Source organism: Gemmatimonadota bacterium (assembly GCA_009692115.1).
Lineage (GTDB): Bacteria > Gemmatimonadota > Gemmatimonadetes > Gemmatimonadales > GWC2-71-9 > SHZU01.
In genome coordinates, this window is record SHZU01000003.1 from 203,881 (window position 1) to 227,776 (window position 23,896).

The 23,896-nt window shown below is 65.0% G+C and carries 20 protein-coding genes and 1 pseudogene; 3 read left to right on the top strand and 18 right to left on the bottom strand.

Annotated features, from left to right (window positions below; genetic code table 11):
• Positions 1-82 precede the first annotated feature (82 nt).
• The 14 genes and pseudogenes from EXR94_05280 to EXR94_05345 form a co-directional block, all read right to left on the bottom strand.
• On the bottom strand, positions 83-1,585 hold the full coding sequence (locus tag EXR94_05280) for an NADH-quinone oxidoreductase subunit N (GenBank protein ID MSR02139.1): 1,503 nt from the start codon (positions 1,583-1,585) through the stop codon (positions 83-85).
• On the bottom strand, positions 1,582-3,144 hold the full coding sequence (locus tag EXR94_05285) for an NADH-quinone oxidoreductase subunit M (protein MSR02140.1): 1,563 nt from the start codon (positions 3,142-3,144) through the stop codon (positions 1,582-1,584). The genes EXR94_05280 and EXR94_05285 overlap by 4 nt, the downstream gene beginning before the upstream one ends.
• 7 nt (positions 3,145-3,151) lie before the next feature.
• On the bottom strand, positions 3,152-5,128 hold the full coding sequence (locus EXR94_05290) for an NADH-quinone oxidoreductase subunit L (protein ID MSR02141.1): 1,977 nt from the start codon (positions 5,126-5,128) through the stop codon (positions 3,152-3,154).
• A pseudogene (gene nuoK / locus EXR94_05295) lies at positions 5,128-5,985 on the bottom strand (NADH-quinone oxidoreductase subunit NuoK). Before nuoK ends, EXR94_05290 begins: the two are co-directional and overlap by 1 nt.
• Positions 5,982-6,479: an NADH-quinone oxidoreductase subunit I gene (locus EXR94_05300; GenBank protein ID MSR02142.1), complete on the bottom strand. Its 498-nt coding sequence runs from the start codon at positions 6,477-6,479 to the stop codon at positions 5,982-5,984. The pseudogene nuoK and the gene EXR94_05300 overlap by 4 nt, the downstream one beginning before the upstream one ends.
• Before the next feature lie 25 nt (positions 6,480-6,504).
• Complete coding sequence (gene nuoH / locus EXR94_05305) at positions 6,505-7,716, bottom strand: NADH-quinone oxidoreductase subunit NuoH (GenBank protein MSR02143.1); 1,212 nt, start codon at positions 7,714-7,716, stop codon at positions 6,505-6,507.
• A gap of 8 nt (positions 7,717-7,724) precedes the next feature.
• Complete coding sequence (locus EXR94_05310) at positions 7,725-9,299, bottom strand: 2Fe-2S iron-sulfur cluster binding domain-containing protein (GenBank protein MSR02144.1); 1,575 nt, start codon at positions 9,297-9,299, stop codon at positions 7,725-7,727.
• Complete coding sequence (gene nuoF, locus EXR94_05315; protein ID MSR02145.1) at positions 9,296-10,603, bottom strand: NADH oxidoreductase (quinone) subunit F; 1,308 nt, start codon at positions 10,601-10,603, stop codon at positions 9,296-9,298. Before nuoF ends, EXR94_05310 begins: the two co-directional genes overlap by 4 nt.
• A gap of 55 nt (positions 10,604-10,658) precedes the next feature.
• Positions 10,659-11,153: an NAD(P)H-dependent oxidoreductase subunit E gene (locus EXR94_05320; GenBank protein MSR02146.1), complete on the bottom strand. Its 495-nt coding sequence runs from the start codon at positions 11,151-11,153 to the stop codon at positions 10,659-10,661.
• Positions 11,150-12,412, bottom strand: coding sequence for an NADH-quinone oxidoreductase subunit D (locus EXR94_05325; protein ID MSR02147.1), 1,263 nt, complete (start codon positions 12,410-12,412; stop codon positions 11,150-11,152). Before EXR94_05325 ends, EXR94_05320 begins: the two co-directional genes overlap by 4 nt.
• 17 nt (positions 12,413-12,429) lie before the next feature.
• Positions 12,430-13,059, bottom strand: a complete 630-nt coding sequence (locus tag EXR94_05330) for an NADH-quinone oxidoreductase subunit C (protein MSR02148.1) — start codon at positions 13,057-13,059, stop codon at positions 12,430-12,432.
• Positions 13,056-13,679 (bottom strand): NADH-quinone oxidoreductase subunit B, encoded by a 624-nt coding sequence (locus EXR94_05335; GenBank protein MSR02149.1) that lies wholly within the window; start codon positions 13,677-13,679, stop codon positions 13,056-13,058. The genes EXR94_05330 and EXR94_05335 overlap by 4 nt, the downstream gene beginning before the upstream one ends.
• Positions 13,670-14,035, bottom strand: a complete 366-nt coding sequence (locus EXR94_05340; protein MSR02150.1) for an NADH-quinone oxidoreductase subunit A — start codon at positions 14,033-14,035, stop codon at positions 13,670-13,672. Before EXR94_05340 ends, EXR94_05335 begins: the two co-directional genes overlap by 10 nt.
• 146 nt (positions 14,036-14,181) lie before the next feature.
• Positions 14,182-15,378 (bottom strand): acyl-CoA dehydrogenase, encoded by a 1,197-nt coding sequence (locus EXR94_05345; protein ID MSR02151.1) that lies wholly within the window; start codon positions 15,376-15,378, stop codon positions 14,182-14,184.
• 146 nt (positions 15,379-15,524) lie between these two features.
• Here EXR94_05345 and EXR94_05350 point away from each other — a divergent pair, with 146 nt between their 5' ends.
• Together EXR94_05350 and EXR94_05355 are read left to right on the top strand one after the other, a co-directional pair.
• Positions 15,525-17,906: a hypothetical protein gene (locus tag EXR94_05350; protein MSR02152.1), complete on the top strand. Its 2,382-nt coding sequence runs from the start codon at positions 15,525-15,527 to the stop codon at positions 17,904-17,906.
• 51 nt (positions 17,907-17,957) lie between these two features.
• Positions 17,958-18,536, top strand: a complete 579-nt coding sequence (locus EXR94_05355) for a dCTP deaminase (protein ID MSR02153.1) — start codon at positions 17,958-17,960, stop codon at positions 18,534-18,536.
• 204 nt (positions 18,537-18,740) lie between these two features.
• Here the strand turns inward: EXR94_05355 and EXR94_05360 are convergent, their stop codons facing one another.
• Positions 18,741-19,004: a hypothetical protein gene (locus EXR94_05360; protein MSR02154.1), complete on the bottom strand. Its 264-nt coding sequence runs from the start codon at positions 19,002-19,004 to the stop codon at positions 18,741-18,743.
• Positions 19,005-19,321: 317 nt separating this feature from the next.
• Here EXR94_05360 and EXR94_05365 point away from each other — a divergent pair, with 317 nt between their 5' ends.
• Complete coding sequence (locus tag EXR94_05365; protein MSR02155.1) at positions 19,322-19,531, top strand: hypothetical protein; 210 nt, start codon at positions 19,322-19,324, stop codon at positions 19,529-19,531.
• A gap of 204 nt (positions 19,532-19,735) precedes the next feature.
• On the opposite strand, the gene EXR94_05370 is transcribed toward EXR94_05365, so the two are convergent.
• Genes EXR94_05370 through EXR94_05380 form a run of 3 tightly spaced genes read right to left on the bottom strand, consistent with a single transcriptional unit; the run spans position 19,736 to position 23,895 of the window.
• Entirely contained in the window at positions 19,736-21,166 is a 1,431-nt protein-coding gene (locus EXR94_05370) for a hypothetical protein (protein MSR02156.1), read from the bottom strand.
• A gap of 45 nt (positions 21,167-21,211) precedes the next feature.
• Positions 21,212-21,985, bottom strand: a complete 774-nt coding sequence (locus EXR94_05375; protein ID MSR02157.1) for a succinate dehydrogenase/fumarate reductase iron-sulfur subunit — start codon at positions 21,983-21,985, stop codon at positions 21,212-21,214.
• Entirely contained in the window at positions 21,982-23,895 is a 1,914-nt protein-coding gene (locus tag EXR94_05380) for a fumarate reductase/succinate dehydrogenase flavoprotein subunit (protein ID MSR02158.1), read from the bottom strand. Before EXR94_05380 ends, EXR94_05375 begins: the two co-directional genes overlap by 4 nt.
• Between the last annotated feature and the right edge of the window lies 1 nt (position 23,896).

A 23,896-nucleotide genomic window follows, 5' to 3' on the forward strand; every position in this document is an offset into this window, starting at 1 on the left:
ACACGCCTCTCCCGCGGATGATACGGCCCAGCGACGCCGAAGCGTCACTGGGCAGTAGTAACCCCGACGGAGCGGGCCGAATCTAGCGGCCGATCCGATCGAGAACGGTTCCCGCGAACGAGGCCGCGCTCTGGTCCGAGCCGGTCACGAGGATCTGCGGGATCACGCCGAAGACCAAAATCAACACCACGCCGATGGCGACGGCCCATTTAGCCGCGGGAGGCAACACGGCCCCTTCGTGGGCTTGATCGGACACCGGTTCCCGCATGTAGATCGATCGAACCACCGGCAGATAGTAGCCGGCCGACACCAAGCTGGTCAGGACGAGGACGATCGCGAGGAGCCGATGATGCTCGGCGGTCACGGCGGTCAAGATGGCCCACTTGCCGATGAAGCCGAAGGTTCCGGGGAAACCCAGCAGCGAGAACATGCAGATGGTGAGGGCGAAGGCGATCCAGGGCCGGTTGCGGGCCAGCCCGGCGATCGAATCGACGGTCACGTCCCGTTCGCCGCCCCGCCCCAAGATCCCGAGGATGCCGAAGGTCGCGAGCGTCGTTAGCACGTAAGCACCCAAGTAGAGCAACGTCGCGCTGGCCCCGGCCCGGCTGCCAGCCCAGACCGCCGACAGGATGTACCCGGCGTGAGCAATCGAACTGTAGGCGAGCATTCGCTTGATCGAGCGCTGCACCAGGGCGACCAGGTTGCCGACGATCATCGAGGCCGCCGCCAGGGTTCCGACGAGCGGCTGCCAGGTGTCGATCGAGGTGCCGAAGCCGACCATCAGGACGCGAACCAGCGCGACGAACCCGGCCACCTTGACGCCGGTGGCCATGTAGGCGGTCACCGGCGTGGGGGCACCGTCATAGACATCGGGGGCCCACATGTGGAACGGGACGGAGGCGACCTTGAATCCCAGCCCGATCAGAATCAGGGCCACCCCAATGGCCGCCATCGGGGACATGCCGTGTTGGGTAATGCTGGCGCCGACGGCCGTCAGGCTGGTCTGGCCGGTGGCGCCGTAGACCAGGGCAATCCCATAGAGCAGGAAGGCCGAGGCGAACGCCCCCACCAGGAAATACTTGATGCCGGCCTCGGCCGAGAGGACGCTCCGGCGATTGAACGCCGCCAGCACGTAGATCGGGACCGACATCACCTCGAGGCCCAGGAATAGCACGATCAGGTCTTCGGCCCCGGCGAGAAACATCATGCCGGACGTGGCCATGAGGAGCAGCGCGTAATACTCGGGTGCGATCAAGTCCTCGCGTTCGAGATAGTCGAGTGAGAGCAGGATCGCGCCGGCGCTCGCGATCAAGACCAGCAACAGCGAGGCAAAACGGTAGCCGTCGAGGGCCACCATATGCGGTGGCCCCTCGGCCACCAAGCCGGCACGCCAGAGTGCCACGAGGACCGCCGTAGCGGCCCCGATGCCCGCCAGCGCCACCCAGCCCGCGAGCTTCGAGTCCGCCGCGGTCTGGTGGCGCCAGGCGTTGAGGAGGAGCACGATCAAGGCGGTCGCGGTCACCACCAGTTCCGGCAAGAGCGCGATCAAGGTGCCGGCCGGGGTCGTCAGATTGAGGCCGGTCATCGGGCCACCTCACGAATCGGCACGACCTCTTCGCCGGGGACCGGCATACCCCGCACCGTCATGATGAAGCGGCGGGCCGTGGGCTCCATTTTGTCGAGCACCGGTTTGGGATAGAGTCCCATCCAGACGATGCCAACCAGCAGCGGAATCAACACGATCAGTTCCCGGCGAGTGAGATCTGGGATGGTTTGGTTTTCCGGCTTGTCGAGCCGGTTAAAGATCAGGCGCTGGAGGGCCCAGAGCAGATAGGCCGCGGCGAAGATCACCCCAGTCGTGGCCAGGCCTGTCGCGACCGGGTACTCGCGGAAGCTCCCGATCAGGACCAAGAACTCGCCGACGAAGCCGTTCAACCCCGGGAGTCCGATCGAGGCGAGCGAAACGACGGTGAGGACCAGGCTGAACACCGGGATGACCCGGGCCAGTCCGCCGTAGGCGCTGATTTCCCGAGTGTGGCGCCGTTCGTAGAGCATCCCAATCAGGAAGAAGAGCGCGCCCGTCGAGAACCCATGCCCGATCATCACCATCAGGGCGCCTTGAACGCCCTGAATGCTGCCGGCCCAAATCCCGAGCATCGCAAAACCCAAATGGCTCACCGAGGAGTAGGCCACCAGTTTCTTGATGTCCGGTTGGACCATCGCAACCAGGGCCCCGTAAATGATTCCGATGACCGCGAGGGTGACCACGATTCCCTCGACGGCTTGGCTGTACGCCACGTTCGGAAAAAACGGCAAGGCGAACCGGAGGAAGCCGTAGGTGCCCATTTTGAGGAGCACGCTCGCCAGGATGACGCTGCCGGCCGTGGGCGCTTCGACGTGGGCGTCCGGCAACCAGGTGTGGAACGGGAACATCGGGACTTTGATCGCAAAGGCCAGGAAGAAGGCCAGGAACAACCACGGCGCAACCCGCCCCATGATCGGCGACTGGGCGTAGGACAACAGGTGGAAATACGAGAACGAGACGGTACCGCTCATGACGGCCGCCACCCGCACCATGACGAGAATGGCCACCAGCATCAGGAGGGAGCCCGCCATGGTGTACACGAAGAACTTGAGGGCCGCGTAGAGCCGGTTCTTCCCGCCCCAGATCCCGATCAGGAAGTACATCGGGATCAGCATGACTTCCCAGAACACATAGAACAAGAACATGTCGGTGGCGATGAACACGCCGATCATGCCGGTGGTCAGAATCAGGAGGAGGGCGTAGTACCCTTTTTCCTTCTGGGTGATGGAGTTGAAGCTGCCCAGGACGCACAGCGGCATCAGCATGGTGGTGAGCAACACCATCATCAGGGAAATCCCGTCGATCCCGACGGCGTATGAGATGCCCCACCCCGGGATCCATGGCGTCGACGACAGGAGTTCCATGGTGCCGTTGACCGTGTCGACCGACCACCAGAGGCCGGCCGAGAGCACGAATTCAGCGATGGTGACCACCAAGGCCAATCGCTTGGCCACGCCGGCGGGCGCCAGGAAAATGGCCAGGGCCCCCAGGAGGGGCACCGCCAGGAGGGCGTGGAGAATCCACGCGTTGTAGCTGACCGAGTTCAGGAAGTTGATCATGGCGACCTTACCGGACCGCGGCGTGGATGAGCCAGACCGCGCCGATGGCGAACACGATCACGTAGAAACCGACCTGGCCGGACTGGAGCCGCCCGCCAAGCCACCCCAGGCCGCGAGCCAGGCCGGCGGACCCGTTGACCCCAACGCCGTCGATGACGCCCTGGTCGACGAACTTCCAGAGGACGAGCCGCGAGATCCCGGTCAGCGGCCGGACGATCAGCGAATGATAGATCTCGTCGATGTAGTACTTGTGGAGCAGCACCTTGGCGAAACCGACCTCCTCGGGTGCTTTCTTCGCGACGATGATCGGGACGGCCATCGTGGCCCGGTAGCCGGCCCAGAGGCCGAGTACAGCGATGACGACCGCCGCCGCAATCAGGGCGTACTCGGTGGACCCATGGGGCAGTTCCGCCGGCATGAGCTTGGCCGCGGGCGCCAGGACCGGTTCGAGCCAGGTGTCGAGTCCGTGGTGCGGGAGGCCCGGAACGAACGTCGGCAGATTGAGGAGGCCGCCGACGACCGTCAGGATACCGAGGACGATCAACGGGCCGGTCATGACCATCGGCGCTTCGTGGAGATGCTCCCGCTCCTTGTCACCAGTCCGATTCTCGCCGTAGAACGTCATGGCCAGGAGCCGCATCATATAGAACGCGGTCATCAGGGCCGCGACGACGCCGCCGGCCCAGAAGACGTAGTAGATCGGCTGTTCGGCCCCGCGGCTGAACGCAAAGGCGAGAATCTCGTCCTTTGAGAAGAAGCCGGAGAACGGCGGTACGCCCGCGATGGCCAGCGTGGCCAGCAGCATCAGCACGTAGGTGACGGGCATGTACTTCTTGAGCCCGCCCATGTTCCGCATGTCCTGCGGGTCATCGTGGCTATGGCTCGTGTGATAGGCGTGGTGCATCGCGTGGATCACGCTACCAGAGCCTAGGAACAGGAGGGCTTTGAAGAAGGCGTGGGTCACGAGGTGAAACACCCCGGCCGAGTACGCTGCCGAGCCGACGCCGAGGAACATGTAGCCCAACTGCGAGACGGTCGAATAGGCCAGGACTTTCTTGATATCGTACTGGCGGAGGCCGATCGAGGCGGCAAACAACGCGGTCAGCGCGCCGACCCCGGCCACGACCATGCTGGACGTCGGCGCCATCGCGAACAGCACGCTGGTCCGGGCCACGAGATACACCCCGGCCGTCACCATCGTGGCCGCGTGGATCAGGGCGGATACCGGTGTGGGGCCGGCCATGGCGTCCGGGAGCCAGACGTAAAGCGGAATCTGCGCCGACTTGCCGGCGCACCCGAGGAACAGGAACAAGGTGATGGCCGTGACCACCCCGCCGCCGACGGCCAGGATCTGGGGGGCCCGCGCCGCGATCTCGGTGAACTCGAGCGTACCAAGGTGCCAGAACAGCAGGAACATGGCCAGCATGACGCCGAAGTCGCCGATCCGGTTGACGATGAATGCCTTCTTCCCGGCATCGGCGTTGGCCTTCTCCTGGTACCAGAAGCCGATCAAGAGGTAGGAACAGAGCCCCACGCCCTCCCAGCCGATGAACAACACCGGTAAGCTCGACCCGAGCACGAGGATCAGCATGAATGCGATGAAGAGGTTGAGATAGGCGAAGAACCTCGCAAATCCCTCGTCGTGATGCATGTAGCCGACGCTGAAGATATGGATCAGGCTCCCGACCCCGGTGATCACCAGCATCATCACGGCCGAGAGTTGATCAACCTGGAGCGACAGATTGATCTTCAAGGCCCCCGCCCCAATCCACGCCCAGAGGGGCACGATGATCGGGGCTTCAGGCGGGTGGCTCCAGAGGCCGGCAAAGATCGCCAGCGCGACGCCGAAGGCGCCGAGCAGCACGCCCGGGCCCACGAGTGAGACGATGCGTTTCGCGTCCGGCTTGACCATGGCCACGGTGCCGTTCACCAGGAAACCCAGGAACGGCAGGGCGATCGTCAGCCAAATCCAGGAGGGATTCATCAGCCCTGAAGGAGGTTGATGTTCTTGAGGTCAACCGACTTGGTGTGTCGGAAGATGGCGAGGATGATCGCCAAGCCGACAGCGGCCTCGGCCGCGGCGACGGTCATGACGAAGAAGACCATGACTTGTCCGCCGAAACCGTGGGCGGTCGAGAGGGCGACAAACGACAAGTTGACGGCGTTCAGCATCAACTCCACGCACATGAACAGGACGATCGCGTTGCGGCGGGTCAAAACCCCAACGACCCCGATCGCAAACAGCATGGCCGAGAGCAGGAGGGAAGGTCCGAGGAGCATCTAGAGCTTCCGTTTGGCGAGGACGACCGCGCCGACTGCCGCGGCCAAGAGAAGAATGGACGTGATCTCGAACGGGACCAGATAGGTCTCGAACATCGGCTTAGCCACGGCGCCGATCGGGTTGCTGAACGCGGCGGCGGATTGGACCGGCCCGCCCCCACCGGCGGTGAGCGGGCTCGCCGCGCCCGCCGTTTCGGTCAGCCGGGCGGCCAGTCCCGCCACCGAGGTGGTGCGAAAGCCCAAGAACGCGGCTACGAGCGCCGACCCCAGCAGGACCGCCACCAGCCGAGTGGGGCCTTTCTTGATGTCGCCCGCCTCGTCCTTGCCGAGATTGAGCAACATGATGACGAACATGAAGAGCACCATGACCGCACCGGCGTAGACCAGCACCTGCATGGCGGCAATGAACTGGGCGTTCAGCAGCACGTAAATGCCGGCCAGGGCAAACATGGTCGACACCAGCCAGAGGGCCGACGGAACCGGGTTCCGTTGGGTGATGCAGAGGACGGCCGAGACGACGGCGAAGACGGCCAGGGCGTAGAAGACGATTTCCGTCATCATTGGCCTCGGAGGTCGGCGGGGTCCCAAAGGGTCGAGACCGGATGGGTCTGCGACGTCAGCCGCTCGAGGTCATAGACGAACCGGTCCCGGCTGTATTCGGCGTTCTCGAAGTGCACGCCGACATGGATGGCCTCCTCTGGACAGACCTCCTGGCAATAGCCGCAGAAGACGCAGCGGAACTCGTCGATCTCGTAGATCAACGGGTAGCGGTTGCCGTCCTCGTCCTCGCCCGGCACCAGCTTGATGCAGTTGGCCGGGCAGATCTGGGGGCAGAGACCACACGCGACGCATTTCGACCGGCCCTGTTCGTCGGCGAGCATCCGGTGGGTGCCCCGCCAGCGGGTCGAGAGCGTATAGGCGCCCCGCTCGTCGGCCGTGCTCCGCTCCTCCGGGTACTGCATCGTGACCTTGGGCTGGAACATGTGCTTGAAGGTGAGCACCATCCCCTTGAGCGCCGCACGGACGTAGCTGTTTTCCCGATCCGGCCGCTTCATGACCTTCACACCAATTGCCATAGACTTAGCTCCCCGCGTTCGCCGGGGTCCGCGGCTGCCGGTACGAACCCGACAACAGCGTACCGCGATCGAGGATGAAGAAAATTACGTAGCACAGCACGGCGTTGACCCCGAACAGGACCAAGGAGCGCACCTTCGGATCGGAAATCCCGACGACCGATTCCAACACCCAGACCAAGACGGTGGTGACGATGATGTAGGCGAGGGCGAGCGGAATCAGGAACTTCCACCCCAACGCCATCAGCTGATCGTAGCGGAACCGGGGCAAGGTCCACCGGATCCACATGAAGAAGAACAGGAAGAAAAAGGTCTTCAGGAACATAGCCAACCCGGTAATCAGGGTGGCGAGTCCGCTCCCGGTTTCATCCCACCGGCCGGGAAGGTCCCAGCCGCCGAAGAACAGCGTGGCCATCATCGCCGAAACCGTCACCATGTTGGCATACTCGGCAATGAAGAACAGCGAGAACTTCATCGCGCTGTACTCGGTATGGTATCCGGCGATCAACTCCGACTCGGCCTCCGGAAGGTCGAATGGAAGCCGGTTGGTTTCGGCGAACCCAGCCACCATGAAGATGAAGAATGACACCGTCAGCGGCAGGATGAACCAAAGCCCCTGCTGCTGGGCCCGGATCACTTCGCTGAAGGTGGCGTTGCCGGTCAGGAGGAGCAACGGAATCAAGCTCATGCCCATCGCGACTTCGTAGGAGATCATCTGGGCGCTCGACCGGAGCCCGCCCAGCAAACTGTATTTGCTGTTGGACGACCACCCGGCCAGCGCGATGCCGTAGACACCGAGTGAGCTGATGGCCAGCACGAACAGGAAGCCGATCGGGAGATCGGCCACCGACATGGCGAGCGAGCCGTGATAGGAGACAGCTCCCAACAGGGGCAGGTTCCAGTCGACGTTGACCGTCATCGGCGCCGCCCACGGGATGACCGCGGCAAGGCACATCGCCGGAATGAAGGCGAGCGCCGGGGCTAGGATGAACAGGGCGGTGTTCGCCTCGGCCGGGAACGTTTCCTCCTTCAGGATGTTCTTGACGCCGTCGGCGGCGGGCTGGAGGAGACCAGCCCACCCAACCCGGTTGGGTCCCCGCCGGTTTTGCATCCAGGCCGAGACCTTGCGCTCCATTAGCGTCAAGAGCGCTACACCGACGATGGTGACGGTAAAGACGACCAGCATCTTGATGACGGAGAAGAGCAGGAACCCCTTCATGGCAGGTGTCATCGAGTCGCCCCCGCGGTGGCCGGGTTGACGACGCGGCCGGTATGGCCCAAGTCGGCGTAGGTCAGGCCCGCGAGCGCCGGGACCGATTTGCCAAGGGCGGCGAACGCCTCGGCGGCGGTGGCCGGGACGGCCAGTCCCCGGGCGAAGTGGGCGGCCTCGGCGGCGATCCACCACGCCGGCCGGGACATGGCTGGCGCAGATTTGGCCTGGAAATACCGCTGCACTCGATGATCGCGGTTCACATAGGTGCCATTTTCTTCGGCCATGTTGGTCGTGGGCAGGAGCAGCCGCGCGCCATGGAGCCGCTCATCGTCCACCGTGCCGATGACGACGGTATTGGCGCCGAGGGCGGCCACCTCCGCATCGGTCAATTCGGCGTCGAGGACGATGGTGAGGTCGGCGGCCTTGGACGCGGCCACCGCCGCCTTCCAGTCGGTTGAATAGCCGGTGAGGCCGGCCCCGTGCAGATTCGGCACCCGCTCCGCCCGAAGCGCCAGATTAGGGAGGCCCGCGAGCGGAGCCTCCGCCCCGATTGGCACCTGGATGGCCGCCACTACCCTGCTCCCGTCGACCAATTGCCGGACCAACCCGAGCGATTCCGTCGACGCCCGCCCCGAGGCCAGAATGACCACGCTCTTAGCCGCCCCAACCAGCCCGGCCAGTTCCTGAAGCGCCTCGTCCCACCCAACCGCCGAGTGCCGAGCGCCGAGTGCCGAGTGCCGAGCCGCCAACGGCGCCTCGATCCGGTCCCCCCGGTTGAGCCACCGGTAGTCGGCCCGGCCGGTATCGCAGATGAAGTGACGGTTGACGTCCAGGTTCGGCCGGGGCCGGAGCCGGACGACCACATCGTCGCGGGTGTCGATCATGGTGTTGCAGCCCTGGGTACACCCCGGGCAGACGCTCGCGGTCTTGTCGAGATCCCACGCGCGCGCCTTGTGAAGGAAGTCCTTCGAGATCAGCGACCCGACGGGACAGAGGTCGACCACGTTGCCCGCCCAGGGGTGGGTGAGCTCGTGATCGGGATCGATGCCGATGTAGGCCCGGTCGCCCCGCTCGGAGACGTTCAACACCGGCTCGTCGGCCACGTTCTCCATGAACCGAACGCAGCGGGTGCAGAGGATGCATCGGTTCGCAACGTACAGTATGTCGGGTCCAAAAGCTTCGACCGGGTTGTACCGCTTGGCGTAGTCCGAGTACCGGGTTTCGGCGCGCCCTTCTTGGAAGACATAGTCTTGCAGTTCGCACTCGCCGGCCTGATCACAGATCGGGCAGTCGAGCGGGTGGTTGATCAACAGGAACTCGAGAACCGATTCCCGGGCCTTCTTCGATTTCTCGTTGTTGACGTTGATCACGTTGCCCTCGGCCACCGTGGTGACGCAGGCCGGCATCAGCTTCGGCGCCTTCTCCACGTCGACCAAACACATCCGGCAGACCGCCGGCGAGGGGAGCGACGGATGGTAGCAATAGTGCGGTACCAAGATGCCCGCTTGCTTGGCCGCCTCGATGATCGTGGTGCCCTTGGGCACCGCGATGGCTACGCCGTCGATGGTTACGTTGACCAGATCGCTCATACGGCCGCCAGCGCCGGGGCTTTGGCCCGGCTCAAATAGGCTTCGAATTCTTCGGGAAACTTCTTGATGCCGCTGACGATCGGAGCCGCGCAGGAGTCGGACAGGACGCAAATCGTCCGGCCGGTCATCTGTTCAGAGAGATCGAGCAGCAAGTCGAGATCGGAATGTTTGCCTTGGCCCTTCAGGATCCGCTCGAGAATCTTGGTAGTCCAGGCGGTGCCTTCGCGGCACTGGGTACACTGAGCGCAGGACTCATGGGCGTAGAACTTGGCCAAGCGGTACACCTCGTATACGATGTCGGCGGAGTCATCCATCACGATGAATCCGGCCGAGCCGAGCATCGAGCCCTTCTCGACGATGCCCTCGTAGTCGCAGAGCGCGGACTCGGCTTCGGCGGCCGTCATGATCGGGACCGACGAGCCGCCCGGAATGACCGCCTTGAGTCGCCGGCCCGGCCGCATCCCGCCGGCCAAGTCGTGAATCAAGTCCTTCATCGGGAAGCCCATCGTGATTTCGAAGTTGCCGGGCTTCATGACATGGCCGCACACCGAGAACAGCTTGGTGCCGGTGCTTTTCGGATTATTGAGGCAGAGTGCCTTGTACCAGGCGGCGCCCCGGGTCAGGATGTGACTCGCGACCGCCAATGTTTCGACGTTGTTGATCGTCGTCGGCATCCCGAACAGCCCCGCCACGGCCGGGAACGGAGGCTTGATCCGGGGATTGCCCCGCTTCCCTTCGATCGAGTTCATCATCGCGGTCTCTTCACCGCAGATGTAGGCACCCGCTCCGCGGTGTAGCACGATGTCGATCCGCTTGCCCGAGCCGAAGGCGCTGGCCCCGAGCGCCCCGTTGGCATAGGCCTCTTCAACCGCCCGAGTCATAACTTTCCACGGCTCGGTGAACTCACCCCGGATGTAGACGTAGCAGCGCTCGGCCCCGATCGCGTAGGCCGCAATAGCGCAACCCTCGATCAACTGGTGGGGCGTCCACCGCAGGATCTCACGGTCTTTGAAGGTGCCGGGCTCGGATTCGTCGGCGTTGCAGACGAGGTAGTGGGGCTTGTTGTCGCCCTTCGGCATGAAGCTCCACTTGAGGCCGGTCGGAAACCCCGCCCCGCCTCGTCCCCGGAGCCCCGAGGCCTTGATCTCTTCAATGATCCCGTCCGGCGTCATCGAGAGGGCCTTCTTGAGCCCCTCGTACCCCCCCCGCTTAACCCACCCGGAAAAGGTCCGAGCCTCCGCGTCCCCAAAATACTTCGAAAGGAGCACTGTCTCCTTCGGATGCGACGGATGAGGAAACCCCATTAGCCCACCCTTTCCCGTACCGCCGAGTGCCGAGTGCCGAGTCCCGAGCCCCGATTCATACATACCTCGCGAGGATTCCGGGCACCCGTTCGGGTGTGACGCCGTCATGGAAATCGTCGTTGATCATGATCGGCGTCGCGAACCCGCACGCCCCCAAACATTCGACTTCGGTCACCGTGAACCGTCCGTCCGCACTGGTGGCTCCGAGTTCACCGCAGCCGGTGGTCGAGAGAATCGCCTTGAGGACGTCGTCCGAGCCGCAAAGGTGGCACGGTGAGGTTCCGCAGACCTGGATGAAGTTCCGGCCGACCGGATGAAGGTGGTACATGGTGTAGAAGGTGGCCACGCCCCGGATATAGGCCGGGGTCAAGCCGAGGACCTCGCCGATTTCGGCGATCCCTTCGGGGGCGATCCAGCCCCGCTCCTCCTGTACCATCCAGAGGGCCGGCAGCAGGCAGGCCTGCTTGGTCGGATAGTCGGGAAACAGCGCTTCGAGCTTCTCTTTGATCCGCCCCACGAACACCGGGGCATATGACGCGGCGCCGCTCATCGGTCAATCTCTCCCATCACGATATCGATGCTTGCGTTGATGGCAATCACGTCCGACAAAAGGGCGCCCTCGCATAGTTTGGGCAGGCAGGCCAGGTTGATGAACGAAGGCGGACGGATCCGCCATCGGACCGGCTTGGCCGTCCCGTCGGACACGAAGTAGTAGCCAAGCTCGCCCTTGGGATTTTCGACTCCCATGTACGCTTCGCCGACCGGGGCGGCCACGCCCTCCATCACTTGTTTGAAGTGGTGGATCATGGCTTCCATGTCGCTCATCGCGCGCCCTTTGGGCGGCAGGATGACGCGATGATCCGCGGTGTTGAGTGGCGCGCCCTTCAGGGTGGCGAGCCGGTCGAGGGCCTGGTCGAGGATCCGGTTCGACTGGTACATCTCCTCGAGCCGAACCCGGTAGCGGTCGTAGATGTCGCCGTGTTCACCGATCGGGACATCGAAGTCATAGGTGTCATAGCCCAAATAGGGCCGGTCTTTGCGCACGTCATAGGATACGCCGCTTGCCCGGAGCATCGGCCCCGAGAGCGAATAGTTGATCGCGTCCTCACCGCTCAGCACCCCGACGCCCTGCGTTCGCCCGCACCAAATCGAGTTGCGGGTGAACATCGCGTCGACTTCATCGAGGGTATGCGGGAACGTCCGGCAGAAATCCCGGAGGCCGGCCTCGAATCCTTCGGGGACGTCGGCCATCATGCCGCCGACGCGGGTCAAGCTGGTGGTGAGTCGGGCTCCGGTCCACGATTCCTGGAGGTTGTAGATCCGTTCCCGCTGGTAAAACGACCACAGGAACGGGGTAAAGGCCCCCAGGTCGATGCCCGTCGTACCCAGCCAAACCAAGTGAGAAATGATCCGGCTCATTTCGCAGGCAATGACCCGGAGGACCTGGCACCGTTCGGTGATCTCGACGCCCATCAACTTCTCGGCGGCCAACGCCAGGCAGACGTTATTGGCCATCGGGGACAAGTAATCGGTCCGGTCGGTCAGCGGCACGATCTGGTTGTAGTGCCGGTATTCACCCAGCTTTTCGAACCCCGAATGGAGATAGCCGATATGGGGGATGCAGCGAATAACGGTTTCGCCCTCGAGCTCGAGTACCAGCCGCAAGACGCCGTGGGTGGCCGGGTGCTGCGGACCGATGTTGACCAGCATGTGCTCCGCGCCGAACTCGTCGTCCGAACCCTTCTTGGCCGACAACGGGAGGCGGGTTGCTCGTCCCTCGGCGTCGACGCCGGGCGTGGCCAGCGACATTTCCAAAGTGCGGGTGCTCATCGGATCTCTCCCCGCTCGCCCTTGACCAGCCGGCGCTTCATGTCCTCGGGCAACTCATCGAACGCGTCGGCAATCGTCAGTTCTTCCATCGAATAGTTGGCTTCGGGGTTGGCCGCCAGCACCTGCCGGGTCTGCTCGGCCCGGGAAAAATTGCCGCGGAGCGGGAAGTCCTTCCGGAGCGGGAACCCCTCGGCGTAGGTGTCCCACATCAAAATCCGGCGGAGGTCAGGATGGCCCCGGAAGGTCACCCCGAACAGGTCGAACACCTCGCGCTCGAGCCAGTTGGCTCCCTTCCACAAGTCGAAGACGGAGTCGACGGCGAGCGGCGCGGTCTTATTCAGCTCGATCTTGATTCGGAGGTCGGCCTTCCGATCGAGCGATCGGAGCTGGTAGGAAACCTCGAGCGGGTGTTCCGGGTCGCGATAGTCGATCGCGGTGATGTCGGTGAGGTAGTTGAACTGCTGGCCGGCGGTGGTCTTGAGCCAAGCCAGGATCTCATGGGCCCGGGCGGGCTCAACCCACACGATGGTATCGCCGCAGGACACAGCGGCCCGCCGGATGGCCGGCCCGAACGCCGTCCGAAGGGCCTCGACCGAGGGCGACAGAGCCGTCGCGGTGGCCGTCATGCGGAACGAGTCTGGTGGACGGAGTTGCCGAACGGTTCCGAGACGACGTCAATTTTCTCGGGCGGCATGAAGAAGCCCCGCTCGTCCATCAGAAATTCCTGCCGGAGGGTCGGATCGGTGATCGATTCGCCCTTGATCTTCTTCTGCAACATCATGATCCCGTACAGCAACCCTTCGGGGCGTGGCGGGCACCCGGGGACATAGACGTCGACCGGGATGATCGTGTCGATGCCCTGCACCATGGCGTAGGTATCGAAAATCCCACCGGTCGAGGCGCAGGCACCCATCGAGATGGCCCATTTCGGCTGGGGCATCTGATCCCAGATCCGGCGAATGATCGGCGCCAGCTTGAAGGGAAGCCGCCCGGCGCAGATCAGGACGTCGGCCTGCCGCGGCGAGAAGCTCATCCGCTCCATGCCGAACCGGGAAATATCGAACCGGCCGGCCGCCGTGGCCATGAACTCGATGGCGCAGCAGGCGGTGCCGAACGGCATCGACCAGAGCGAGTTGGCCCGGCTCCAGTTGACCAGCGAATCGAGTCTGGTGGTCATCCAGTTGGGCGAAACCGCCGGAATCTCGGCCGTTTCCGGGTTGGCATCGGGAGGTAGTGTCAGTCCCATTGGAACGCGCCCCGCTTCCAGACGTAGATGTAACCCACGGCGAGAATGCCGACGAACACCAGCATCTCGATGAGGAGGAGGCCCCGGATTGCCGTGAGCTGGTGGAAGGCTACCGCCCACGGAATCATGAAGACGGTTTCGATATCGAAGATGATGAACAGCATCGCGACCAGGTACCACTTGATCGAGAACCGTTCGCGGGCGTCGCCAAGAACCGGGATGCCCGATTCATAGGGCGCCACCTTGGTGGCGGTGCGTCGATAGGTCGAGAAGATGTGCGAGACACCGAGCATCATGATCGCGTTGGCGACCACGAACCCGATCAGCACCAGCACTGGAACGTACGACCGTAGCATGGCAGCGGTCCCGATGACTTGTAATAGGCCAGCCGGCAGGAATGGCATCGTGAAATATTTCACGAACTTCGGAGGTCGAATCTAACCAAGCGTCAAATCCAGTTCAACCCAGCCGGTACCCCCGCAAATGGCGTCCGCGACTGGGTTTAGTACCACTCTGGCTGCATTGAGAGCGGCGTCTCGTCAAGGCGGCGTAACAGCTGGTGGGTCGGCTGGGTGGCGGCAAGGACCCAATCCAGGAAGTAGCGGGCGGCGGCCAGTTTGCCCAAGTAAAAGCGGTCCCCTGGGCTGGCCTCGAGGCCTCGTTGGGCGGCCAGGGCCTGCTCGACCCAGAGCCATCCGACGACGGTGTGACCGAAGACGGTCAAGTAGGGGAACGCGTTGGCCAGGCCGCGTTCGGGGTCGGGACACGCCACCAACCGGTCGGTGGTCTCGACCAGCGCAGTGACGCCCGCCGCCAACGCGGTCCCCAGATGGATCAGGTTGGTGTTGGTGCCGACCGCCCCCGCGCTGCCGAGCGGGCGGAACTTGCCTTCGCCGAGATTGAAGACGGGGTTGACGGTGCCCCGCGAGCCCATTTTATGGTTCAGGCCGCCGATGCAGACGTCAGTGCGGTCGGCCAAGGTGCCGTCGTCCGCCATCAAGTACTTCGGGACGATGAACAACGAGATGCCGCGGACGCCGGCGGGGGCGCCCTCGATCTTCGCCATGACCAGATGGACGATATTCTCGGAGAGTTCGTGGTCGCCGGCGGAGATCCACATCTTCGATCCGAACAACCGGTAGGTCCCATCCGGGCCCGGCACCGCCCGGGTGGTGATGTCGGCGAGGGACGAACCGGCCTGGGTTTCCGAGAGGGCCATGGTGCCGAAGAACCGCCCGGCCGGCATCGGCTCGGCGTACTGCTCGATCTGCGCCGGGGTGCCGTGGGCCAGGATCAGGTTGACCGCCGCCCCGGTCAGCAGCGCGTAGCCGGCCGTCGACCCGTTGGCGGCTTTGAAATGGGCAAACGCGGCTTTCTCGACGACGCAGGGCAGCTGGAGGCCGCCGCGATCAGCCGAATGGCCCGCCACCATGCACCCCGCCTCGACGTAGGCGTCGAGCGCTTCTTTGACGGCGGGATGGGGGTGAACCCGATGGCCGTCAAACGTAGGCTCGGCTACGTCCACGGTCTTCCAATGGGGCCGAAACCGGGTCTGGGCCAGGACCTTGGCCGCGTCCATGATCTGATCGAACGTTGCCCGGCTATGCTCGGCACAACGAGCCCGTTGGCAAAGCGCCTCGGTGTCGAGTACTTCATAGAGTTGGAACTCGAGATCGCGGCGGGAGAGCAAATCAGCCATTGAGGTCGACCGTTGGGGTGGGGGCGACTCGGCGCCGTAGAATCTACGCCCCCGCTCTGCCGTCGATACCATGGGCCGGCCCCCGATCGGTCCCGGCGCCGCACTTGTGAAGGCACCGGCCCAGTGGGTAGGGTTCCGTCTTCCTCATGGCGCGCTACACCCTCCAAACTTCCGGCCGGCTGGCCCTGGCCGGCCCCGACGGCCCGTGCGGGGTCGACGATCCGATTGCCCTCCCGCTCCTCGTCCTGGCGGCCCTCCACGCCGGGGGCGGAGTCGACGACGATGCCGCCTTGCTGCTGCTGACGCCGGACCTCACCCCCGCGGCCGGGCGCGCCCGGCTCGCGGCCGCGGCGGCCGCGGTGGCGGCCAGTGCCGGCGCCCCGCTGATCGAGTATTCCGACGGCCGCCTCACGCTTCGCCGGGATCTGGTGGGGGTGGATGTCGAGACCTCGGCGGTGGCGGAACACCACCCGCTGCAGGCCGGCTTTCTGGCCGGTGTCCTGCTGCCTTCACCGGAATTCGGCGACTGGGTGGCGGACGTTCGGCCCCGGATTCGGGCGGCCCATGGGCCGGCTCGGTTGGGATCGTGGCTCGGCACCCCGACCGACCGGACCGCGGCCTTGATCGCTGTCGGGGGCCTGATCCTGCTGGTGTCGGTGTGGGCGACCCGGGCCGCCCCTCCGCCCGGCCTGGCGGCCGGGGCCGCGATCGTGCTGGCCGATCTCGACAATGCGACCGGCGACACCCTGTTCGACCAGTCGTTGATCGTGGCGGCCGCCGTCGGCCTCGGGCAATCGGCGCGCTTCAGCATTCTGTCCCGGAACCGAGTGGTGGAGGCCCTGCAGCGGATGGGACAGTCTCGGACCGACACGGTTCGGCTCAGTTTTGAGTTGGCCCGGGAAGTGGCGGCCCGGGAGAATACCCAGTACGTCCTCGGGTTTCGGATCGAGCGGGTTGGCGAGGGGTACCGTCTCTCCTCAACGCTTGCCGAGGCAGGGTCCGGCCAAGCGGTGCGTTCGGCCGAAGCCAGCGCCGAGACCCGGGCCGGCACGTTGAGCGCGCTGGACCGGTTGATCGATGAAACCCGGGCGGGTTTGGGAGAGAGCCGAAGCGAACGGCGGGAACGTTCGGTGGGCCTCCCGGCGGCGACGACGCCTTCGTTCGAGGCGCTCCGGTCCTACGCCCAAGGCAGTCTGGCCTGGGGGCGGGGTGAGTTTGCGATTGCCAAGGGGTTGTGGGGGCGGGCGCTGGATTTGGACACCGGGTTTGCGATGGCGTTGGGGGCCATGGGGGCGTACTACACCCGCCATCACGATCGGGCCGCGGCCACCCGGTTCTATACCCAGGCGCTGCGGCAGCGGGACCGCCTGACCGAGTTGGAGCGGCTTCGGCTCGAGGAGGGGTACGCTGGCCTTCGGGGTGAAACCGATTCGATGCTCGCGATCGACCGGGCCATCGTGGCGCGGTTCCCGTCAGCCGAGAGCTGGTACGGCTACGGGACCGAATTGATGCGCCTCGGCCGGAGCCGGGAGGCACTGAACGCCCTGACCGAGGCCCTCAGGTTCGACTCGACGGACGCCAACATCCACGGGAACTTGGGCAACGCGGCAAAGCAAACGGACCAGCTGGATCTGGCCCTCGAACACTTCAACCGTGCCGCCGCGATTGATAGTACCGTGCTCCTCCGCGGGTTCGTCATCGCCGAGTACGGCGAACTACTGGTTCGGCTCGGCCGGTTCGACGAGGCCGACGACCATTTTCGGCGGATCCTTAGCCGCCCCGGGATTCGGGACCGGCCCTATGCCCTTCGGAGTCTCGGGCTGCTCCGCGTGTGGCGGGGCCGGCTCGATGAAGCGGTCGGATTCCTTCGGCAAGCCACCGCGGCCTCGATCCAGGTCGATGACCGGACGGCGCTCGGCGCGCTCCGGGGCCGGGCCTATGAGGGCCTAACGCTGCTGCTGATGGGCGATGGTCAGGAAGCCAACCGGGCGCTCGACTCCTTGATGACCAGTATCCGTCCGAATGTCGAGCCGCAGGCCCTCGCCCTGTTTGTCCGGACGCTCCTGCGGGCCAACCGAATTGCCGATGCCCGGCGGCTCGCCACCCTGCCGCATGACACCGTGGGCCAAGCCGATCGGAAGGCGCTCCGGTTTGTCAGCGCGGCGGTGGCCATCGCCGGCGGGCAGGCGGATTCAGGCATGGCACTCCTCGAGGCCGGCGCGGCCGCGCCCCAGCCGGCGGTGACCAACTGGCTTCGGGTCGAAGGTCTCGTGGGTCAGCGGAAGGCCGAGCCTGCTCTCGCGCTCGCGGACTCGCTCACCGCCAGCCGCGAGTTTGGAACCGAATCTCAATTCGAGTGGATCTGGGGCTTGGTCCGGGCCGCCGACCTCGCCGCTGAGCTCGGCCACGGGAAGGCGGCGCTGGCGGGGTACCGGCGTCTCATCGACCTGTGGAGCGGTGGCGACCGGTCGTCCGCCTTGCTCGACCACGCCCGGAAACAAGTGGAGGTCCTCGGAACCGCACGGTGACGTTATATTCGCTGGTCCTTTCCTACTACCCCCACGCCTGGAAACTCGCGGATGTCCATTAAATCCGATCGTTGGATTCGCCGGATGGTGAAGGAACACGCCATGATCGAGCCATTCACCGATTCGCAGGTCCGGCAGGTCGATGCCCAGGGCCGGAAGGTGATTTCGTACGGCGTGTCCTCGTACGGCTACGACATGCGGGTGGCCGGCGAGTTCAAGATCTTTACCAACGTGCTGTCGGCCATCGTCGATCCCAAGGACTTCGATCCGAAGAGCTTCGTCGAATTTCAGGGCGACACCTGCATCGTCCCCCCCAACAGTTTCGCGCTGGCCCGTTCGGTCGAGTACTTCCGGATCCCGCGGAACGTCCTGACCATCTGCGTCGGGAAATCGACCTATGCCCGGTGTGGCATCATTACCAACGTGACGCCGTTCGAGCCCGAGTGGGAAGGCCACGTCACCCTGGAAATCTCCAATACCACGCCGCTCCCGGCCAAAGTCTACGCCAACGAGGGCATTTGTCAGGTGCTGTTCTTCGAGGCCGACGCCGACGACGTCTGCGAGACGAGCTACAAGGACAAGGCCGGCAAGTATCAGGGCCAGTTGGGCGTCACCCTTCCAAGGCTATAGACCTATGGCATACGAAGACCTTGACCCGGCCCGGCCCCGCCGCCTCGATGGGTGGCGGAGTCCGACCCTCGGGCTCGACCTGGTGGTGCCAAACCCCAACTGGCGGACCAGGGCCCGGTAGTACCAGCCCGTCCACCGGATCCTGGGGTCATTGGCTGAAAGATTGACCGGCAGCCGGATGTTGGCGCTGGCGACGCCAAGTGGCTAGAGGAAAGTGAGATGCCGAACCTGCTCTGCCAGGGGCCGGTAGTCGATCCGTCGCTCGTGGAACCGGCCCCGCTTGCCCCAGATGGTGAGGCCGAGGATCGCGAGGATCACGGCCAGTTCGATCCGGCCCCAAAGGCCGGCTGCTGCCCACCCGCTCCCGTTCGCCATGAGCCCCATCCCCGCGGCGACGGCCGCCATCCACTCCAGGCTGAATACCATCGTGAAGGCGGATCGATACCGGTCGGCGTAGTAGGTCGCCAAGTGGTCGAACCACCCATGGGTCGGGGGCCAACCCTTCGGTCAATTGGCCCCGAATGCCGGGGCCGAGTTCGGCCCACCGGGCCAGCCAGAGCGCGGCGGTGGCCTCGGGATAGTTCGAGGGGATCCGGCGCACCGCCAGATTCCGGAGGGCCCCAAGCCAGGCGAATGCCGTGGGCGCCAGGGACGAGAGATGTCGTCTCGCCGACCCGCCGAAAGCACGTTGGCGGTGCCGCCCAGATCTGGAAGTACCTTGCGGGTGGCGTCGGCGGGCTCGCCGCCTTTTCTTGGCGCGCTGGTTGGTGGGCGGTTCCGGATCGATGCTTCATTCCTTCGAGGTCGAAGAAGCGACCTCGGGATCCGAGTTTCGGACCACGATTCGCCCGCGGAGCGTCCGGTTCGTCGAGAGCCCGTCGAGTATTCCGCCGCGGGACAACCGGGCCTGTGACGACCCGTTTATCGCGACACAGGCCCGGTCCATCAACACCGAGGGGTGGCTCGACTTCGATGCGCCGAAGCGGGAGCTGTAGGTGCCCCTCAACTGCACCACGTATGACCAGGCAGGCGGGGTGGTGGCCAATGTCGTTCTGGCCAATCGGATCCGGGCCGACGCCACCGACTGGTACAACCCGTTGGGGTGAGGCCGCCAAACACCGGGGTCGTGGAAAGCGGGAGCGTACCGGGTCGACTGTGCCTACGGCGGAAAGGTGGTCGTCAGTGGTTCGTTCAAGGTGCTAGCGAGTGATGTCGTACACCTGCAGACTCGGGTTGGGTGGGTTACTGGCGGCAAAGACGAACAGCCGCCCCCCAATCCGAACGACCTCCCCGGTATGAAGTCCGTTGGCCACGACCACCGACCCAGCCAGCACGGGCCGGGCCGGATCGGCCAGATCGTAGACGTAGAGCCCGTGCTTGGACCAATCCGCCGTCACGACGAGCAAGGTGCCGTCGTCGGTCACGGCCACGTCGCTGACCGTCCGGCCCTCGGGAATCCGGAGCGAGTCGGCCAAGACCGGGCCGCTACCGCTGATTCGCCAAATCTTGACCGCATCGCCGACGCCCGACCCGTTGCGGGGGCTCCCGCCCCAGGTGCCGGTGTAGGCGTACTGACCCTTCACCCAGAGATCGGAACCCCAGCGTTCCGGGACGTTGTTGCCGCCGCCTAACGTGGCCAGGGTGATCGGGTCGAGCTTCCAGAGTCCGCTGGCTAAGTCATTGGCCCAGAGGGCGCCATCGGCCAGCATGATCCCCCAGACGAAGGTGTTGCCGATTCCTCCAGGGCGGACCTGGGCCCGGATCCGGGGGGTCAAGTCGCCGTTCAGGGTGCCCGACACGTCGAGCGCCACCACCCCGCCGTTGTAGAACGCCGCATAGAGGATCTGTTTGGCTTCGTCCATCCAGAAATTATGGACGCCGGCGCCCGGGATCCGAAGCGAGGCCACTTCCCGGGGGGCGGTCAGATCGGACACGTCGACGACATGGAGATCGCCGGCGGAGGTGTCGATCAGGCGGGCCGGTCCCTCCTGCCCGATGAAGAGGTAGCGCTTTTCGCCCGACACCGGATTGTGGAACCACCACGCGTTGTGGACGGCGGGGCCACCGGGGACGCCGTTGGCGCTGGTGACGAGACGGCTGATCTCGACCGGGTTCGACGGCGAGCCGCCCTTCCGGCCGTTCCCGACGTCGTAGATGACCACGCCGGTGTTCCAGGCGCAGACGAAGGCGATGCCGTCCCGGACGAAGGTGTCGTGAATGCCGTACTGCGGCGGGATCGGCACCTCGCCGACCAGCACGGGTGCGGTGCTCGGAGTGAGCCCCGTCAGACTGAAGACGGCCCGGGCCGTATCCAACTGGGCCCGGATGGTGACTGGACCGGCCGCGGTGAGGCGGATCCGGGCCGTGGCAACGCCCTGCCCGTCCGTTGGGGTCTCGGCGACGATGGTGGCGGCACCGATCACGACCTGCCACTGGAGCGCCTGGCCCACGGCCACCGCGCCGCCCTGGGCTACGGCCACCCGCAGGAGCACTGGAAGCTCGCCGTCAACCTCGGCCCGTTGATTGTTGCCGCCAACGACCGCCAGGGTCACGGCAGGCGGGGGTGGCGGAGGGACCGGTTCGCTGGTGCAGGCGACGGTCAGGGCCAGGAGGCAGGTGACAAATCTCATTTGGTCTCCAGGACAACAACCAAGTGGGGGGCCTGCCCTGACAAATCAGGCTCCGTCGCCGACTTGGTGCTCGGGACGAGCGGTGGCGGAGGCCTGGAGGAAATCAGCGTTCATCCTGGCAATGGTCCAGACCCCGATCTCTTTCGGACACGCCTCCGAGCACTCCCCGAAATTGGTGCAGCCGCCGAAGCCCTCGAGATCCATTCGGCCGACCATGGCGAGCGCCCGGCGATAGCGCTCGGGTTGCCCCTGCGGGAGTAAGCTCAGATGGCTGACCTTGGCCGCCGTGAACAACATGGCGCTGGCGTTCGGACAGGCGGCGACGCAGGCTCCACACCCGATGCATTGGGCCGCGTCCATGGCCCGGTCGGCTACATCCTTTGCCACCGGCACCGCATTGGCGTCGGGGGCATTCCCCGTTGCGATGCTGATAAACCCTCCGGCTTGGATGATCCGATCGAGCGCGCTTCGATCCACCGACAAGTCTCGGATGATGGGGAACGCCCGGGCCCGGAAGGGCTCGACCGTAATCGTGTCGCCGTCCTCGAAGGACCGCATGCGAAGCTGGCAGGTTGTGGTGGCCTTGTGGGGCCCGTGCGGGAGGCCGTCAATGACCATCGCGCAACTGCCGCAAATCCCTTCCCGGCAATCGTGATCGAACGCGACCGGCTCGGTGCCCTTGGCAATCAGGTCCTCGTTAACGACGTCCATCATCTCGAGGAACGACATCTCGGGGCTGACGGCGTCGGCCCGGTAGGTCTCGAACCGGCCGGCCGCCTTTGGCCCGGCTTGCCGCCAGACTCGGAGCGTGATTTTCATTTGTAGCTTCTCGTCGTGAGCTTCACGTTGTCGAACTGGAGCGGCTCGCGGTGCATCACGGGAGGGTTCGCGTCGCCCTGGTACTCCCAGGCCGCCACGTAGCAGAACCCCTCGTCGTCACGCTTTGCCTCACCGTCCGGGGTCTGGTACTCGGTCCGGAAATGCCCCCCGCACGATTCGTCCCGGTGGAGCGCGTCCCGGCACATCAACTCACCGAACTCGAGGAAATCTGCGACGCGGCCGGCCTTTTCCAGCGATTGATTCATCTCCTCGCCCTGGCCGAGGACCCGGACCGACGACCAGAACTCCGCTCGGAGTCCCGGGATCAAGTCGAGGGCCGCCCGCAGGCCCTCCGCCGACCGCTCCATGCCGCAGTGGTCCCACATGATCTTGCCGAGTTCCCGGTGAAACGAATCGACGCTCCGCCCGCCTCCCACCGCGAGTAACCGCCGGGTCCGCTCGGTCACCCCGGCCACCGTGGCGGCGGCCTCGGCGATGGTGGCCTGACCGGCGCCCGGTTTGACCTGGGCCAGGTAGTTGCCGATGGTGTACGGAATCACGAAGTACCCGTCGGCCAGGCCCTGCATCAGCGCGCTCGCCCCAAGCCGGTTGGCGCCGTGGTCGGAAAAGTTGGCTTCGCCTAACACGAACAGGCCGGGAACGGTGCTCATCAGGTTGTAGTCGACCCAGAGCCCGCCCATGGTGTAATGGACCGCCGGGAAGATCCGCATCGGAAGCTGGTACGGGTTCTCGCCGGTAATCCGCTCATACATGTCGAACAGGTTGCCGTAGCGTTCCCGGATCTTCGGCTCGCCCAATCGTTTGATGGCGTCGGCAAAATCGAGGTAGACGCCGAGCCCAGTTTCCCCGACGCCGCGGCCGGTGTCGCAGGCCTCCTTGGCGGCCCGGGAGGCAATGTCCCGCGGCGAGAGGTTGCCGAAGCCCGGATATTTCCGCTCGAGGTAGTAGTCGCGCTCGGCTTCGGGAATGTCCGCCGGGGTCCGCTTGTCGCCCGGGGTTGTGGGAACCCAGACCCGGCCGTCGTTTCGGAGCGATTCGCTCATCAGGGTGAGTTTGGACTGATAGTCCCCACTCATCGGGATGCAGGTCGGATGGATCTGGGTGTAGCACGGATTGGCGAAGGCGGCGCCGCGCTTGTAGGCGCGGTAGGTGGCGCTGACGTTGCAGCCCCTGGCGTTGGTTGAGAGGTAGAACACGTTGCCGTAGCCGCCGGTGGCCAGGATTACTGCATCGGCCAAATGGGACTCGATGGCCCCGGTCACCAAGTCCCGGGTGACGATGCCGGTGGCACGCCCGTCGGTGACGATCAGGTCGAGCATTTCGGTCCGGGGCACCATGGTGACCGATCCGGCGGCAATCTGCCGTTCGAGCGCACTGTAGGCGCCCAACAGCAACTGCTGCCCGGTTTGGCCTCGGGCGTAGAACGTCCGGGACACCTGGGCACCGCCGAACGACCGGTTCGATAGCAGGCCCCCGTACTCCCTCGCGAACGGGACGCCCTGGGCCACGCACTGGTCGATGATATCGGTCGACACCTGGGCCAGCCGGTAGACGTTGGCTTCGCGGGCCCGGAAGTCCCCGCCCTTGATGGTGTCGTAGAACAGCCGGTAGACGCTGTCGCCATCATTCTGGTAATTCTTGGTGGCGTTGATCCCGCCCTGCGCCGCGATGCTGTGGGCCCGGCGCGGCGTATCCTGGAAGCAGAAGCAGCGGACCTGGTAGCCCAATTCGCCGAGCGAGGCGGCCGCCGAGGCGCCGGCCAACCCGGAACCGACGACGATGACGCTGTATTTTCGCTTGTTGGCCGGGCTGACCAGCTTCAAGTCGAACTTATGGCGGTCCCACTTCTGCTCCAGCGGACCGGCCGGAATCCGGGCGTTGAGTTCCATG